The following is a 16343-nucleotide window of genomic DNA, read 5'->3' on the forward strand; positions in this document are numbered from 1 at the left end:
TCGAGTATGTCCGCAGACGACCTCGTCTCGCTTCGGCGAGACCTCCACCGAAAGCCCGAACCCGCCTGGCGTGAGTTCTATACGACTGCCCGGATCGTCGAGGAACTCGAGTCCAGAGTCGACCTCGACGAACTCCACGTGGGCCCGGACGCCATCGCGGGCGACCACCGACTCGCGGTGCCGGACGACGCCGAACTCGCCGCGTGGTACGAGCAAGCCCGTGCGGCCGGCGCCGACGAGACGATCCTCGAGCGTCTCGAGGGTGGCTACACGGGCGCCGTCGCCGTCGTCGAGCGCGGCGAGGGACCGACGGTGGGACTGCGGGTGGACATCGACGGCCTCCCGCGCGAGGAGTCCACCGACGCCGATCACCTGCCGGCCGCGGAGGGGTTCCGATCGGAACACGACGGTGCGATGCACGCCTGTGGCCACGACGCCCACGCGACCATCGGCATCGGCGTGCTCGAGCGCATCGCCGAGAGTGAGTTTTCGGGGACGCTGAAGGTGTTCTTCCAGCCCGCCGAGGAGGTCATCGGCGGCGGCAAGTCGATGGCGAAAAGCGACCACCTCAGCGACGTCGACGCCCTGCTCGCGGTCCACGTCGGCCTCGATCACCCGACCGGCGAAATCATCGCCGGCGTTGACGGTTTTCTGGCCGTCTCACACCTCGAGGCGACGTTCACCGGCGAGCCGGCACACGCGGGCGGCCACCCCGAGCAGGGACGAAACGCCGTCCAGGCGATGGCGACGGCGGTCCAGAACCTCTACGGCATCCCGCGACACAACGATGGCGCGACCCGGATCAACGCCGGCGTCGTCGAGGGCGGGAGCGCCGCCAACATCGTCCCGGAGGAGGCCCGCATCGTCGCCGAAGTCCGGGGCGAGACGACCGACCTGATGGAGTACATGCGATCGAACGCCCGCCGCGTCCTCCGGAGCGCGGCGGAGATGCACGACTGCGACCTCGAGGTCGAACTGGGTGCCGAGGCGCCGAGTGCGACGAGCGACGAGGAACTCGTCTCGATCGTCGCCGACGTCGCGGCGCGGACCGGCGGCGTCGACCGCGTCAAAGAGCGCGACGAACTCGGCGGCAGCGAGGATGCGACCTTCCTGATGCGCGAGGTGCAACGAAACGGCGGGGCGGCCGCCTACGTCGGCGTCGGCACGGACCACCCCGGCGGTCACCACACCTCGACGTTCGACGTCGACGAGCCGAGTATCGGCCACGGAATCGACGTTCTTGCGGGCGCGATCGAGCGGATCGCCACCGAGCGAACGTAGTTTGGACTCTCACTCGCTGGCAGGGTTTATCCGTCGCCAGTGTCGTTTCACGCTCGCCGGCACGGCCTTTCGGTCACCCCCATCGTCTCTCGAGTGCCAGCAGGGTCTCTCAGCCACTCTTCGCGCTCTCGATCTCAGCATATTTTGTCCTCGAGACGAAACGTACGAGCACGATGTGCGCCCTCGGTTGGTCCCTCCGCTCGTCGTATCGGCTTCCGAACTGTTCGACGGTGATCGATGCGTGACCCGCTCGAATCGCCTCCGAGTGGGCCTCTGGCTTCGAATGGCTGTCGCGGCCACGCTCTGTCTGGCCCTCTTGGGCGCGGTCGTAGCCGCCGCGCTCGCGCTCTTCGGCGTGCCGGCCTACGGCCTCGTGTGGTACACGATCTCGGTGCTCGAGGTGATCGTCTCCCCGCCGGTCGCCACCGTCGTCGCGGTCGCCATCGCCGCCGTCTCCCTGTGTTGTGTCGAACTCTCCCTCCGTGCGATCCGGCGTGCTCGAGCCGACGACACCGTGAGCGTCGGCCCGCTCACGCAGGGGGTCGTCGAACTGGCGGCGTACACCCTGTTGCTCTCGTCGCTCGTGATCGCCCTCGCCGCCGCACCCGTCGTCCGAGCGGTGCTTCCGGCGCCCGTCTTCGCCCTGCTGGTCGTCCTCGCCTTCTTCTATCTGATCACGATCTCGTACGTCTGGGCCGCCCGCGCGTGGGTTCGATCCCGAAACGACGGGAACGAACTCGACGATCGGAGCGAGACGGGCGACTGGCTCGTCCTCGGCGTCTTCGCCGTCGGCTACCTCTCGTTCGCCGTCTCCGAGCTGTTCGCCGCCGTCCTCGTGGTCGCGGTCGTCGTCGTCGGTATCGCCGCGGTCGTCGCACCCGGCCTCCTCGAGTCCGTCCGGGATCGGCTCGTCGAACTCGCTCCGGAGGCCGACGACGACCGCGAACGCGACTGGTACGGCCTCGCCGACGAGACCCAACGGCTCGTCGATCGTCTCGAGGACGTGCCGGGACCCCGTCCCGTCGCCGTTCCCGTCGCCGTCGCGGTCCTCGGAGCGGTCGGTAGCTACGCCGCGGCGACAGTCTGGACGACAGGAGCGATCGCCACCACGCTCGCGGCCGGCTGTGCGCTGGCGTTCGTCGGCGTCCACCTCGGAAACGCCGTCCGCGACGAATTCGCCGGCGACGCCGCCGTTCTCCGCGATCTCGCGGACCGCGTCGACCTCGAGCACCTCGCCGACGCGTCGTCGGAGGGCGAACGCGCCGATCTGCGGCTGACGGTCGCGCGACTCGCTGGCCAGGCCGACCTGCCGGTTCCCGACGTTCGCATCGCCGAGACCGACGCCCCGGCGGCGCTCTCGGTCGGTTACCGGCCGTCGTCGTCGACGATCGTCGTCAGTCGGGGTCTACTCGCGTTGCTCGACGACCGCGAACTCGAGGCGGTGCTCGCCCACGAACTCGCCCACGTCGCGAACCGGGACGCGGCGGTGTTGTCGGCGCTCGCCGCGCCGGGCGCTGTCGCCCGCGTGGCCAGCAGTCGGTACGGCTTCAACCCGGTCGTCAAACCGCTCGCGTTGCTCGTGGGCGCGGCGAGTCGCCTCTCGGTCGGCTTCGTCGCCCGCGCCCGCGAGTACGCCGCCGACGACGGGGCCGTCGCGATCACCGGCGACCCGGCCGGACTCGCGGGCGCCCTCGAGACCCTCGATCGCGATCTCGAGCGTCGGCCGCGAGACGACCTCCGAACTCGCGAGTTCGCGACCGCGTTCTCGATCGTTCCGCCGCCATGGGAGAAACACCGTTTTTTCGACCGCACCCGTCGGTTCGTCTCGCGGACGCTTTTCGGCACACATCCGTCGACCGAGTCGCGTATCGACCGGTTACGTAATCGCATCTGAGCGCCGCGGTCCGTTCGAGCGCGGTTCTCTCGACGCGAAACCGGTTCCAGCGTCGTCGATAACGAACCACAGATTCGAGAAAATTCAAGTAGTAGCTGTCGAATTACTATCGAAATGGCCTGGTTTGCGATTGTCGTCCTCGGGTTCGCCGCCGCGATCGCCAGCTACAGCGGCCTCCGGTACTTCGGCCGGGTCGAGACGACGGTTCTCGAGGCCAGCGAGCGTTGTGACCGCGCCTGGGCCAACGTCGAGGTTCTGCTCGAGCGACGCCACGACGAGGTGGGGTCGCTGATCGACCTCGCGGCCGAACACGTCGAACACGAACGGGCGGTTCTCCAGGAGTTGCTCGACGCCCGCGAACGCGCGATAGACGCGCAGAATCCGGCGGAGGCCGCACAAGCTAGCCTCGAGATCCGCGAGGCGGTCGGCGACCTCTACGCCCTCGCCGACGAGGTGCCAGCACTACAGTCGGCCGACCGCTTCGACGACGTCCGGGACAGCCTCACGACGATCGAAGGCCGTCTGGAGAGCCGACGCGAGTACTACAACGAGGCCGTCGCGGCCTACAACGTCCGAATCAACCGATTTCCCGAACAGTTCGTGGCGACCAGACACGGACTCGAGCGCCGCGAACCGTTTCGCGCCTCGGCGGCCGCTCGCGAGGGGATCGACGTCAGCGATCGGTTTGGGGGTGTGGGAAGGGGGTCGAACGAACGCGTCGTTGACGACGATGAGGACGACGACCGGTCGGGAGCGAACTCGAGCGAGGACGGCCGAAACGGCGATCGAGCCGATACCGGCTCGAGCGAGGACGGGGACGACGACTCGATGGGACAGCGCTCCGGAACCGATCGCGACGACACCGACGACGAACGGAACGGAAACGCCGGCTTCGGGACCGCTCCCGAGTAAGAACGGCGCATGATCCTCGGGGTATTTCTCTACGTCGTCGTACTCATCGCGTCGGTTTCCGGGATCGTCATCGGCGTGACGACCGTCGCGAAGGGGTTCGCTCGCTACCGGCAGGCGGTGACGATCACCGACACGCCGCTGTCCTCGCCCGACGCCGTCGCCGTCGGACCGGCGGCTGTCTCCGGAACGGTCTCGGCCGGCTCACCGCTTGCCGTGCCGATCGCCGGCACCGACTGCGTCGCCTACGACCTGTCCGTTCGCGACTCGGGCTACGCCTCGAACCGGCGGCCGTACGACGAGCGGCGAGCGGCGCCGTTTTCCATCGAGACCGAGACGGGACGGATCGAGGTCTCGGCGGACGCGGTCGAGGCCGCCGAGTTCGACCTCACCGAGGAGCGACGAGACGAGCGAACCGTCGAGAGCTACGAGAACCCGCCGAAACGGGTCGTCTCGTTCGAACGGACGCGAAACCTCCCGGAGCGAGGGATGCAGTACGACCGAACGTTCGACCTCGCGTGGATCGAACCGGGCGACGACATCTACGCGTTCGGTCGCGTCGACGCGAACACCGACCTCGAGACTGACGGCGCTACGACCGGGTCGAAGGGTGCGATCCTCCGCGACGGCGACGTCACACCGTTTTTCTCCGACAAAGCGCCCGAGAAACTCCTGCGAGAACGCCGGTTTACGCTCGCGTGGTCGGTCTGTACGGGTCTCGTGCTCGCGACGGTCTCGCTCGTCGTCTTCCTCTGGCTCTCCGGAATCGCACCGTTGTTTTTGCTGTAGCGACGGCACCTCGAGTCGCGACCGGACGCGGTCGTCGGCGTCGGTATCGCCGCGGCCGGCGCCTCCGGCCTCCTCGAGCGTTCCGCGAACGTCGCGATCGGTTAGGGTCTCCGCGTTCCGGACGATTGGGGGCCGCCAAGCACCCCCTCGTACACCCCGCCGACCATCGCGCGAACGAGTAACTGACCGTAGTATCCCAGTCCGATTGCGACGATGATCATCCCCCAGACAACCGCCGCCCCCGGGCTGGTCCCCAGCACTCGATCGTAGAGTGCGAGTTCCGCGTACAGGGCCAGAAACGCGAGCACGACGAACAGGACGGCGAACGTCCAGAACCGAACGATCCGGTACCCGCCGTGGAGTATCCGCCGCGTCTCCGGCGGGAGCGTTGACTCCCACGCCGCGAGTCGAGAGATCCCGCGTGCGAACGGCGACAGCGCCATGGCGACGAACCCGATCGGAACGAGCGGGAGCGTCCGAAGGGAAAGCTCGAGCGAGCCGTCGTCGGTCGCGTGCGATCCGGCGGCGCCCGTCCCGTTGGATCCTTCGACGTCCGAACCGGGGCCCTCCTCGAGCACCGGCGAGTCACCGACGACCCAAAGCGGCGGCGCGGGCGCGGTCTCAGGGTCGGTCAACCGCCCTCGACACTCCACACAGAAGGTGGATTCCGTCTCGTCGAGCGCGCGGAGAAACGGCGCACGTTCGAGCACGCAATCTCCGTGGGTCGTCTCGAGGCCCAGTAATCGTCCCATCTGTTTGCGCACCTGCTTTTCGACGCGCTCGACGAACTCCCTCTCGCTCTCCTCGAAGCAGTCGGTCGAGACGACCGCGCTCGTGCCGCCGACCTCCCCCAGTCCGAACAGCCGGTCTTGCCCGTCGTGGCGAATTCCGGCGGCCGTCAGTCCGATCGCGAGATCGGCCTCGCTGGCGTCCGCGATCGCATCGAGGAGAGGCGCGCTCTCGAAGAGTTCCTCGTCGGTGTACGGCGACGGCTCGGGGTCGCATACGCGGTCCGGATCCGGACCACGGCGGCGTCTGGCGACGATTCCGAACGTCGTCTCGAGGGTCTGGCGGGCGGTCGAGATCGTCGTTCCGGAGACATCGCCGAGGGTAACGAGGTCTACGGTCGGCCGGCGCTCGGGTGGAAAGATCGGCATCGCTAGCTCGAGACGACGGAATCAGTACTTCGGATCGGCGCCGGTCGTCTCGTAGACGGCGTCCATCAACTCGTCGCGTCGCCGTTGCCAGGCGGCCAGGCCGTCCGGACTCGAGGGGTAGTTCTCGTAGTGGTCGAGAAGGTCGTCAGCCCGGCGTTTCGTCTTGTAGAGGTTCCAGATGGTTCCCCAGTGGCCGCGGCTCTTGATCAGCGCCTCGAGTTTGAGCTTCGTGCCGATGTCCGTGCTGCCGGAGTAGAGCGCTTCGGCGAGTTTCTCGCCGGGCATCGCCGCGAGCAGTCCCATCAGGTCGTCGACGTCGACAGCCGTCGAGAGGATGTTGTAGACGTCGAGTGCGGCGTAGCGCGCGCCGAAGTGATCCATCACGCGCTCGTTGTACTCCCAGAGGGTCTCCTCGCTCGGGTCGCCAGTCTCGATCGCCTCGACGATCCGATCGGCGGCGTACTTGCCGGCGTAGGCCGCGCCGGCGATGCCGCCGCCGGTCGTCGGGTTGACGTGACCCGCCGCGTCGCCGACCGCCACGTAGCCGGGGTGGACCGCGGAGTCGTACGGCCGGCGCGTGGGGAGGGCGGCGCCGAGTTTGTCCTCGACTTCCGCACCCCGGAACTCCGTGCGGCTCTCGAGGTCGCGTTTGAGATCCTCGACGAGTTGCATCGGCTCCTCGGTCATCTGAAAGCCCAGCCCGGCGTTGATCTCGGTCTCCGTTCGCGGGAAGTACCAGAGGTAGCCCGCCGCGCGCTCGGTCGGCTTGAACACGAGGGCGTCGGACCACTCGACGGGCTCTTCAACGTGGACGATCTCGCGGTAGGCAGAACAGAAGTGCGAGTAGTTGACGTTGGTGTCGAACGTCGAATCGCCGAAGTCGACCTCGTCTTGGAGAACGGAAAGCGAGCCCGCGGCGTCGACGACGACGTCGGCCTCGTAGGTGAGTGGGTCGCCCTTTCGGATCGCCTGGACCCCGGTGACGCGGCCGTCCTCGGCTTGGCGGACGTCCGTGACGACGGTGTCGTAGTGGAGTTCGGCACCAGCGTCCGCCGCGCCCTCGATGATGCGTTTCCCGTACTCCCAGCGATCGATGACCGCCAGTTCGCCGGGGACCGGAATCTCCAGAACCGTATCCTCCTGTGGAATCTCGAACCGGCCGTGGTCGACGTCCGTGTTCGTAAAGGCGGGTTTGATCTTCGACTTCGGAATCGCCTCCGGGAACGCGTCCGCGCCCTTCAGGGCGTCCCCGCAGGCGATGTGGCCCGCCTCCTCCTCGGACTTGCGCTCGAGGACGACGACGTCGTACCCCTCCCGTGCGACGGTCGCCGCGGCGTAACAACCGGCGGTTCCGGCGCCGACGACGACGGCGTCGGGCGATCGAGTTCCGCTCGAGGCGGCCGCGCCCGACTGTTCCTGTGTACTCATACCCACACTGTCGACACCCCGGTAAGAAAACGTTTTATGGTCGTTCCGGCGACTCGAGCGAGCGAATGTAGCGCACGAGTACACGTCGGCTCCGTCGGGCGGGCCGCTCGGTACCATCAGTGAGGTTGCTTCGACATCGCGACCGGAGCGCTTCGGTATCGTCGTTCGGCCCGCTTCTCGAGTCCGTCTGACTCCGATAGCCGTCGATTTCCGGTGGAACGAAATCGGAAGACCGCCGCGCTGTTGGTGCCGACCGTGACGGAGGGGTGGCCCGTGATCGGGGATACCCACGCCCTCACACGTGGGGGGCTCGAGGGTGGTTTCCCGTTCTACTCACATGCCGACGCCCGTCGGAGCACCAGAAGAAGACCCACCAACACACCGAGAGTGAGATGCAGGCCAAACCCGGGAACCGTATCATCGAATCGATCAGTATCTTCGGATCGCTCGTCCTGGCCGTCGCCGTTATCATCACTGATTTCTCCGCCGTCGCCGTCACCGGTGTCGTCACCGACCCCCGCGCCGTCACCGGTTTCGCCGGCTTCGTCACCGACTTCGCCAGCGTCGTCTCCGATCTCTCCGGCATCGTCGTCACCGGTTTCGTCACCGTCGCCATCGATTTCGTCGCCGTCGTCACTGGTTTCGTCGGCGGCTCCGATGCCGCCACCGCCGACGGGGGCGCCCGAAGAACCCGACGACGAAGAATCTGACGACGAAGAACGCGGTTCAACCTCCACGGTGACGGTAGACTCGAACCCGACGAGAGTCGCGGTGAGGGTTGTCCGTCCATCGCCGACGGCTTCGATAGTCGAGTTCTCGAAGACGACGACATCCTGATCGGCACTCGAGAACGCCGCCGTCTCGTTCGCGTACGCCGTCGAGTCGTCGACGAAACTGACCGTGACGATCGCTTCAGTCGTCTCTCCCGGCTCGAGTGAGTCGTCCGCGAGCGACAGTTCGAGGTCGTCGACCATCCACCCGTGGCGTGGGTACTCGTCGTCGAGTGCAGCCCACGTCTCGTCGAACTCGAGATTCGTATTCTGGGTGGCTTCTCCCACCAGTGTGTCCGTGTTCACCCCGTTGGCATCCGGCGAACCGGCCGAGTGGTGCTGGGTCGTTTCGGTCGCATCCCAGTAGCTCGCGTCGACGTTCGGCGTTCCCGCGCCGACGAGCCCGCCGGTTTCCGTCGTTCCGGTCACCTGTCCAACGGCGAACGATCCTGAGACGTCCCCGTCGCTCTCACCGACCAGTCCGCCAACGGCGGTCGTCCCCTCGACAGTCGCACTCGAGGCGGTCGTCGAGACGTCGCCACCGGAGCCGACCAGTCCGCCGACCGACTCCTCGCCCACGACCGTCCCGCTCACGGCGACTCCGTCGACCGATCCCGCCGAGAGCGAGCCGACCAGTCCGCCGACCCGTTCGTCGCCCGTGACGCTCACGTTCTCGAGTGCGAGCGTCTCGATCGAGCCACCGTCGACGACGCCGAACAGGCCGACCGAGGATCGACTCTCCACGGTGAGCGTCGAAATGGTGTTGCCCTGTCCGTCGAGTGAGCCGGTAAACGGCGACGCGTCGTCGCCGATCGGCTCGAAACCGTCGCCATCGTGCCAGGCGTCGGCTTCGCTGGCGTCGACGTGACCCTCGAGTGCGTAGTGGGCGTCGAGATCCGCTCCGATCGCCTGCAGTTCGGCCGCGTTCGCGATTCGATACGGCTCCTCGTGCGTACCGTCGCCGTCGTGTGCCGGCCAGAGCGAGTCGGCGACGACGACCGTCTCGGCCGACGGTGTGGCTGTCGTCGAATTCGATCGGTAGCCACTCGCCTCGAGTGTCACCTCGTACGTTCGCTCGCCGGGAACGGCCGTTAGCTCGTAGGACCCGTTCGCGGCGGTCGTCGTCTCGAAAACGGAGCCATTCGCATCGGCCGTGACGGTCACCCCGTCGAGTGCGTCGCCGGTCACACGGTCGCTCACAGTCCCTTCGATGGTCGAATCGCCCTCGAGTGCGATCGAAACCGGGACCGTCGCACCGGCGTCGACTCCGTTCGTCGTGACCGTCGACTCGTCGTAACCCGTGACGTTCGCGACGACGGCATACTCCTCACCCGTTCCGGGAATCGTCACCGCGAGTGCGCCGTCGACGTCGGTCGTCGACGCCGGCTCGAACTGTGCTCCGTCGCTTTCACGTTCGATCGTCACCGAGACGTCCGCGAGCGCCTCGTCGGTGAGCGAATCGACGGCCGCCACCTCGAGCGAAGCGTCGCCCTCGAGCGACACCGGCTCGGACGCCGTCGTGATTCCGGGCTCCTCGACGAGGACATCGAATGCAACCGTTTCGTAGCCATCCGCCGTGACGGTGACGGCGTACTCCGTGGCGCTTGGCAGATCGGTGACGGTGTAGGTTCCGTCTCCGGTGTGGGAACCTCCGTAGGTGCCAGCACCGTCGACCGGCGTTGCCTCGACGGTCGCACCCTCGAGGCCGTCGCCGAACTGCTCGCCGTCGACGTCGAACTCGAGTGCACCGTCGCCGGTCAGCGGGAGGTCGACTTCTTCGTCGCCACCGACGCGGAGCGAGGACGTCCCGACGTCGTAGCCGTCCGCCTCGGCCGTGAGCGTGTAGTCGTAGCCATCGACGAGATCGGTCAGCTCGTAGACACCGTCGGTGTTCGTCTCGGTCTCGAACACGAGGTCAGTGTCGACGCGCTCGTCGTCGAGTTCGAACGCCACGTCCGCGCCTGCGATGGGTTCGCCCGTCACCTCGTCGGTGACCGTTCCGGTCACCGTCGTCTGATCGAACGGCTCGAGGACGACGTTCTCGGTCTGCTGTGTGCCAGCGGCGACCGTCACGTCCGATCGGGTCGTCGGCACGTAGTCGTCGTGATTGGCCTCGAGGTCGTACGTTTCGCTCCCCGGGACGTCATAGATCGTGTACTCGCCCGCTCCGCTCGTCGTCGCGTCGTACGTACCAGCGCCGTTCGTTGCGGTCACCGTCCCGTCTTCGATTCCGTCCTCGCTCAGTGCGTCCGTCACCGTTCCGGTGATCTCCGCATCGCCCGAAAGGTGCAGATCCGCCGTCTCGGTCGCCCCGTCTCCGACGGTTACGCTCGTGTATCGGTGCTCGTATCCTGCCGTGTCAGCCGTCACGTCGTACTCGTCGCCGGTTCCGGGGACGTTCTCGATCGTGTACTCCCCGTTCTCGTCAGTCGTCGCGTTATACGTTCCCACACCGTTTTCGACGGTGACGGTCACGTTCTCGATCGGTCCGCCCGTCACCTCGTCGGTGACCGTTCCGATAATCTCGGCGTTCCCCTCGAGTTCGAACGTGCGCTCGTTCGTTCCGGTTTCGGGGGAAACCCCGAACGTCGCCGTTTCGTAGCCGTCAGCGTTCACGGTGATCCCGTACTCCTCACCCGTCCCCGGAACGTCCTCGATCGTGTACGCGCCGTCGGCGTCGGTGGCGTCCTCGAAGACGACCGCTTCGCCGGTCGGATACTCGAGGGTAACGTCCGCATCCTCGATTCCGTCGCCGGTCCCTTCGTCGACGACGGTTCCGCTCACCGATCCAGTTCCGGCGATGGTGAGGGAGATGGGGATGTCGATATCGAGCGACTCCCAGTTCGTGTTGGGTTCGTAGCCCTCAGCGGATGCCGTGTACTCGAGTGAATCGTCACCTGACGTGTCACCTGATTCAAGGTGTGTCGGCATCGCGGGCAGCGCGACTGCGACGCTGCTTCCGTCGCTTCCGGTCGTCACCGTCGCCTCACCGAGCGTCGGTTCGAGACCGCCCCTGTCGTGTTCGATGACGACCGTCGCGTTTCCGATCCGGTACTTCTCGCCAGCGGTTTCGAAGAGTCTGTCGTGAACCTCGATCGTGTTGGTTCGCGATCCCGTGAGGATGAGGTCGGCCTGTGCCTCCACACCGTCTCCGACCGTCACGGTCGTCGAGTTGCCGTCCCAGCTCCCCGGATCGGCGTTCACCGTGTACGCCTCGCCCGTTCCGGGGACGTTCTCGATCGTATACTGGCCGTCGTCGTTGGTCGTCACCGTGTACTCTCTGGCTCCGTTCGACACGGTTACATCGACGTCCGGGATGCCCTCGAGCGTCACGTCCTCGATCGTTCCGCTCACGGAGGCGTTGCCCTCGAGTTCGATCGCGCCAGCGTCCGCGAGCGCGCCGTCATCCACGGCAACCGCGGTGTCGCCCGCTTCGTACCCGGGTGCCTCTGCGACGACGGCGTACTCCTCGTTGGTTCCGGGGACGTTTTCGATGGAGAACGAACCGTCCGTGTCCGTCGCCTCCTCGACGGTGAACGCATCGTCGTTGGGGTAGACGACCGCCACGTCGGCGTTTTCGATTCCGTCAGCCGTGATCTCGTCTTCGACGGTTCCCTCGACCGTCGCGTTGCCCGTCAGTTCGGAATCGAGGGTGTGGGTCGCTTCGTCACCGACGGACTCGTCCGATTCGACGACCGTCCCGTAGCCGTCAGCTTCGATCGTCACGTCATAGTCGTGACCGCCGGGAAGCACGTCGATCTCGTAGGTGCCATCTGCGTCGGTCGTTGCAGTGTAGGCACCCGCGCCGTTTTCGGCGGTGACGGTCGCGCCTTCGACTCCGCCGCCACTCTCGCCGTCGGTGACCGAGCCGGTGAGTTCGGCGTTGCCGCCTATCGCGTAATTTAGAACGGGGCCCGGAGTCATGGGGATTGTGCGATCCCTGTATCCGTCTTTCGAGGTGGTGAGCGGGTAGAGGGGCCCGCTGGGAACGATGAACTCCATCTGGCCGGAGTCATCGCTCGTAAACTCCGTACTCCCCAAGTTGTCGCTCTCGACTGTCGCCACGACTCCCTCGAGTCGTTCATCCGTACGGTTATCTCTCCAGGTTATCCCTACGTCCGCATCGCCGGTAAGCTCGAGGTCCACGTCGGTCACCGTCTCGTCGTCGGGACCGACTGTCACGGTCGTCTGGTGCTCGTTCCACCCCACGCGATTCGCGTTCACCGTGTACGATTCACCCGTCCCGGGGACCACGGCCTCGTACACCCCGCTCGCGTTCGTCTCAGTCGTGTACGTTCCGTCCCCGTCCGTGAACTCGACGCCGACATCGGAAACGGGACTCCCGAACGTGGTGTCCGTGACGGTTCCGATGACCGTGACGTTCGGCGCCAAGACCTCGATCGTCACCGTCGCATCGTCGTACCCCGCGTCGTTCTCGAGGCGGTAGTCGAACTGGTGGGTGCCGTCTTCGGACGGGGCGACCAACTCGAGCGAGCCGTCGGATTCGATCGTCAGGTCTCCGCCTGCCAACTCGGCCGTCTGGCCGACGTCGTACTCGGTGGCGTCACCGTCGAGGTCGCCACCGCCGAAGCTCACGACTTCCGCATCCGGATCGCCGAGGCCGTCCGATTCGTCTCCATCGGTCGTCACGGTGGCTGTGAGGGTCTCGTCGGCTCCGATGCTCAGGTTGTCCACGTCGTTCGCCTCGGGTGACGTCCCGAGCAGTTCGAAGGAAAGATCGTCGACGTAGGCACGTGCGTACGCGTCCCCACCCAGATCCATTTCCTCGGTGCTGTTGATGAAAATTCGAACGGTGGCATGGGTCGCGTTTTCGGGTGGAACGGTGGTGTCCGAGAACGCGTCGAACTCGGTCGTTCCCTCCGAGCGCATCTCGGAGAGATCGACGTCGTCCGCCTCCGAGACGGCGAGTTCCGTTCCGTCCTCGTCCAGATAGTCGACGTCGAGCGTGGCGTAGCTATCTTCCGGCGTCGCTTCGCTTCCGACGAATCCAGCGAGTTCGTACGTGTATCCGGATCGGATGGGGACCGTCTGCTCGGCCACCGCGTCGTATCCGTCACCGCCCCGATCGCCGATGGCGTACGATCCGATCGGGGGATTCTGCTCGCCGTTCGGCTGAGCCGTTCCTGACTCTTGGGGGTCCATGCAGTCGATGTTGCCGTTACCTGGCGAGACGTCGTCCCACGCCTCGAACGAGTCGGGGTCACAATCGGCGTCTAACAGCGTACTGTCTCGCACCCAGAACTCCACCGTCGCGGTGCTCGAGGCGTGCTCGTTCTCGATCTCGTACTCGACGGTGTGGGTCCCGACGTCGGTCGGTTCCTCGAGACTGAACGTACCATCCGACTCGACGGTGAGCGTGCCACCGGCGAAGGAAACCGACTCACCCGGGCCGTAGTCGGTCACGCTCCCGGAGAGGTCGCCGCCGCCGAAGTTCACGACCTCGGCCTCGGGCGTCCCGAGTTCGTCCACGCCGTTGCCCCAGTCGTCGAACAGGGTCTCCGACGGCTCGAACGTGTGGTAGATCCCGACCTCGGTCTCGACGTCGCGGGCGTTCACCGGATCCTCGCCCGGATCACCGCGCTCGAGCGAGAAGTCGTCGAAGTAGACGCCCGCCGGATCCTGGTGTCCGCTCGGGCGAACAGCGGTGAGTCGAAGGGTCGCTCGTTTCGCGTCGTCGGGCGCGTCAGTGGTTTCCGTGAACCGATCGAACTCCGTACTCGATTCCGACTGGAGCTCTTGAAGTGTGAATCCCTCGCTACTGATCACGTCGCCGTCCGAATCGAGGTACTCGAATTCGACGTCTCCGGAGTAGTCGTTGGAGTCAGTTCCGTACAGTCCCGAAACGGTGTAGGTCTCCCCGCCGACGACGGAGACGGTCTGTTCGGTGTGGACTTCGTTATCGAGATTGATGTAGTTATCAGTGAACGACCGTTCTCCGATGGCCGTGTGATCGGTGTCGGTGAATGGAGGGTCCGTGAGGTCGATACAGGAGAAATCTTCGCCCTCCCACCCGATGGGCTGGTCTTGGGCGTTCTCGTCCCACTCCTCACACAGCGGATTCTCCAGTTCGTGATCGAAAATCTTGATCTCGACTGTCGCGTCGTCGTGATCGCCCTCATACCCCAGCCGATAGTCGAACTCGAACGTACCCGTCTGCGTCGGATTCGTCAAACTGAACGTTCCGTCGGCGTTGACCTGTAGATCGCCACCGGCCAGCGTCACCGTGTCTCCGGCGTTGTTGTCCGTGACGCTCTCCCCGAGATCACCACCGCCGAAGTGCGTAATCTCGCCGTCGTCGTCGAATCCGCGGTCGTCTTCGTCCTCGCCGAACTCGTCGTCGAACAGCGTCCAGTCGGGAGCGAGCGTCTGCTCGATCCCCATCTCGACGCCGGAAACGTCGAACGCCGTCGGAGCGTCGGAGAACTCCTGGAACCGGACGTCGTCTGCCCACAGCAATGGTCTATCGAGACCGAAATCCCCACCGTTGACCAGAATTATTCGCACGACCGCCTCGTCAGCGTGCTCCGGGGCTTCGGTCGTCGCGACGTACTGTTCAGGCTCATCGGGATCTTCGGGCTGGAACTCACCGCTATCGATCATTCCGTCGCCGATTGGGCTACCGTCGTCGAAAAACTCGACCTGAAACTGCGCGTAGTCGTCATCGACAACGTCCGACCCAACCCACACGCTGAACTGATACTCCGACCCACCCGTTACCGGAACCGTCTGTGTAGCGATAGACTCGTCTGTCGACGGCTCTAGGTCCTCCCAGTCGATGAACACATAGTCGCCCTCTCTGGGATCGGGCATGAAATCGGGCTCGGGTTCGTCACACTCGAGTTCCCCCTGTTCGACCGTCCAGTACAGCGGTTCTTCACCCACCTCCTGGCCGTCTACGGTGCACGTCGGATTCTCCAGGAGATTCGGACCGAGACTTGCCTCCGCTGGACTCGAGGTCACCGAAAACGACGGTGTTCGAGTCGGTCGTTCGTACGCCCCACCAGCGGTCGCTTCAGCACCACCGACACCGCTGGGTTCGTTCACCGAGACGCCGTTACCACCATCTCCGAACGTGTCTGTCAGCACGTTCGAATCAGCGGTATTACCCGATACCGCAAACACCCCTGTGATAAGCACCAACCCAAATATGATGAGGAATAATCCTATCACATATGGGATTTGTCGGGTTATCATTACCAACATGGTATCTTCCACATCTATATTACTTTCTTTTAGTGGTGTTTCTCCACTGAACAACCGTCTCACCGGCGAACAATTATATCAGTGGTGGCATCTTATCAGATATGAATACAAGTGCGCTTCAGGACGCGCTGGCTGTCGGTAACCGAGCGGACATTCTCTCTGTCTGTTCCGGGACACCGCTGACTCGAAGCGAGATCGTAGACCGAGTCGATCGCTCTCGCGCAACGGTCTACCGCGCGACGACTGCTCTCGAGCAAAAGGGGTTTCTCGAACGGACTCCGGATGGATTTCGGACGACCCAGCGGGGAGCGGTGGTGCTCGAGGCCACGAACCGATTTCTCGATTCCGTGACGGCGACCGACCGACTCGAACCACTCCTGATGGGAGTGAGTTCACGAGAACTCGCAGCGAATGCTCACCACCTCATCGACGCCGAACTCGTCGTTGCGACCGAAACCGACCCCTACGTTGTGACCGATCGCGCGATGGACCTCTGGGAGACCACCGACCAGCTCCGATTTGCAATCCCTGCAATCGGCACTCGAGATTCCGTCGTCAGGGGGACGACCGCGATTCGAAACTCGGGAATGGACGTCGAAATGTGTCTGACACCGACGGTCCTCTCGACGTTTCGGAACCTCAGCCCGGACCTTCTCGACGAGATCATCGCCGCGGAGAACGTCGCAATACAGGTCTCTGAAGGGATACCGTTCTCGTTTGGCCTCCACGATGATGAAGTCGCTACCGTTGGCGCAAACGACGAGACCGGGATCGCAACAGTCCTCGCGATAAGTGACGCTCCCGATGCACGGAGATGGCTCGACGGCCTGTTCGAACGGTGTTGGTCACGAGGTGCCCCAGTCGAGGAGTTCCTCGAGTAGCGAGCAACGG

8 protein-coding genes are annotated in these 16343 nt (G+C 65.2%); 5 read left to right on the forward strand and 3 right to left on the reverse strand.

The features are described from left to right. Positions 1 to 6 precede the first annotated feature (6 nt). From AB7C87_RS14815 to AB7C87_RS14830, 4 genes are all read left to right on the forward strand, one after another. Positions 7 to 1281, forward strand: a complete 1275-nt coding sequence (locus tag AB7C87_RS14815) for an amidohydrolase (RefSeq protein WP_369730259.1) — start codon at positions 7 to 9, stop codon at positions 1279 to 1281. Positions 1282 to 1522: 241 nt separating this feature from the next. Next, positions 1523 to 3175: a M48 family metallopeptidase gene (locus AB7C87_RS14820; protein ID WP_369730260.1), complete on the forward strand. Its 1653-nt coding sequence runs from the start codon at positions 1523 to 1525 to the stop codon at positions 3173 to 3175. Positions 3176 to 3289: 114 nt separating this feature from the next. Beyond that, positions 3290 to 4087, forward strand: a complete 798-nt coding sequence (locus tag AB7C87_RS14825; RefSeq protein ID WP_369730261.1) for a LemA family protein — start codon at positions 3290 to 3292, stop codon at positions 4085 to 4087. Positions 4088 to 4096: 9 nt separating this feature from the next. Continuing rightward, entirely contained in the window at positions 4097 to 4873 is a 777-nt protein-coding gene (locus AB7C87_RS14830) for a hypothetical protein (RefSeq protein WP_369730262.1), read from the forward strand. 101 nt (positions 4874 to 4974) lie between these two features. On the opposite strand, the gene AB7C87_RS14835 is transcribed toward AB7C87_RS14830, so the two are convergent. The 3 genes from AB7C87_RS14835 to AB7C87_RS14845 all read right to left on the reverse strand — a co-directional run bounded on the left by AB7C87_RS14835 (position 4975) and on the right by AB7C87_RS14845 (position 15293). Then, positions 4975 to 6030 carry a hypothetical protein gene (locus AB7C87_RS14835; RefSeq protein WP_369730263.1) on the reverse strand — a complete coding sequence of 352 codons (1056 nt, stop codon included), beginning with the start codon at positions 6028 to 6030 and terminating at the stop codon, positions 4975 to 4977. Positions 6031 to 6051: 21 nt separating this feature from the next. After that, on the reverse strand, positions 6052 to 7458 hold the full coding sequence (locus AB7C87_RS14840) for a geranylgeranyl reductase family protein (protein ID WP_369730264.1): 1407 nt from the start codon (positions 7456 to 7458) through the stop codon (positions 6052 to 6054). 329 nt (positions 7459 to 7787) lie between these two features. After that, positions 7788 to 15293 (reverse strand): beta strand repeat-containing protein, encoded by a 7506-nt coding sequence (locus AB7C87_RS14845; RefSeq protein WP_369730265.1) that lies wholly within the window; start codon positions 15291 to 15293, stop codon positions 7788 to 7790. Between the two features lie 260 nt (positions 15294 to 15553). Here AB7C87_RS14845 and AB7C87_RS14850 point away from each other — a divergent pair, with 260 nt between their 5' ends. After that, the gene (locus tag AB7C87_RS14850; RefSeq protein ID WP_369730266.1) at positions 15554 to 16333 is read left to right on the forward strand and encodes a helix-turn-helix transcriptional regulator; all 780 of its coding nucleotides are present in this window, start codon (positions 15554 to 15556) and stop codon (positions 16331 to 16333) included. Positions 16334 to 16343 lie beyond the last annotated feature (10 nt).

The sequence above is a fragment of the Natrarchaeobius versutus genome (genome assembly GCF_041205745.1).
Taxonomy (GTDB): domain Archaea; phylum Halobacteriota; class Halobacteria; order Halobacteriales; family Natrialbaceae; genus Natrarchaeobius; species Natrarchaeobius versutus.

Bases quoted from the DNA above. Each gene is read 5' to 3' on its own strand.
- AB7C87_RS14815 (WP_369730259.1), top strand. From the start codon at position 7: ATGTCCGCAGACGACCTCGTCTCGCTTCGGCGAGACCTCCACCGAAAG.
- AB7C87_RS14825 (WP_369730261.1), top strand. From the start codon at position 3,290: ATGGCCTGGTTTGCGATTGTCGTCCTCGGGTTCGCCGCCGCGATCGCC.
- AB7C87_RS14830 (WP_369730262.1), top strand. From the start codon at position 4,097: ATGATCCTCGGGGTATTTCTCTACGTCGTCGTACTCATCGCGTCGGTT.
- AB7C87_RS14835 (WP_369730263.1), bottom strand. From the start codon at position 6,030: ATGCCGATCTTTCCACCCGAGCGCCGGCCGACCGTAGACCTCGTTACC.
- AB7C87_RS14840 (WP_369730264.1), bottom strand. From the start codon at position 7,458: ATGAGTACACAGGAACAGTCGGGCGCGGCCGCCTCGAGCGGAACTCGA.
- AB7C87_RS14850 (WP_369730266.1), top strand. From the start codon at position 15,554: ATGAATACAAGTGCGCTTCAGGACGCGCTGGCTGTCGGTAACCGAGCG.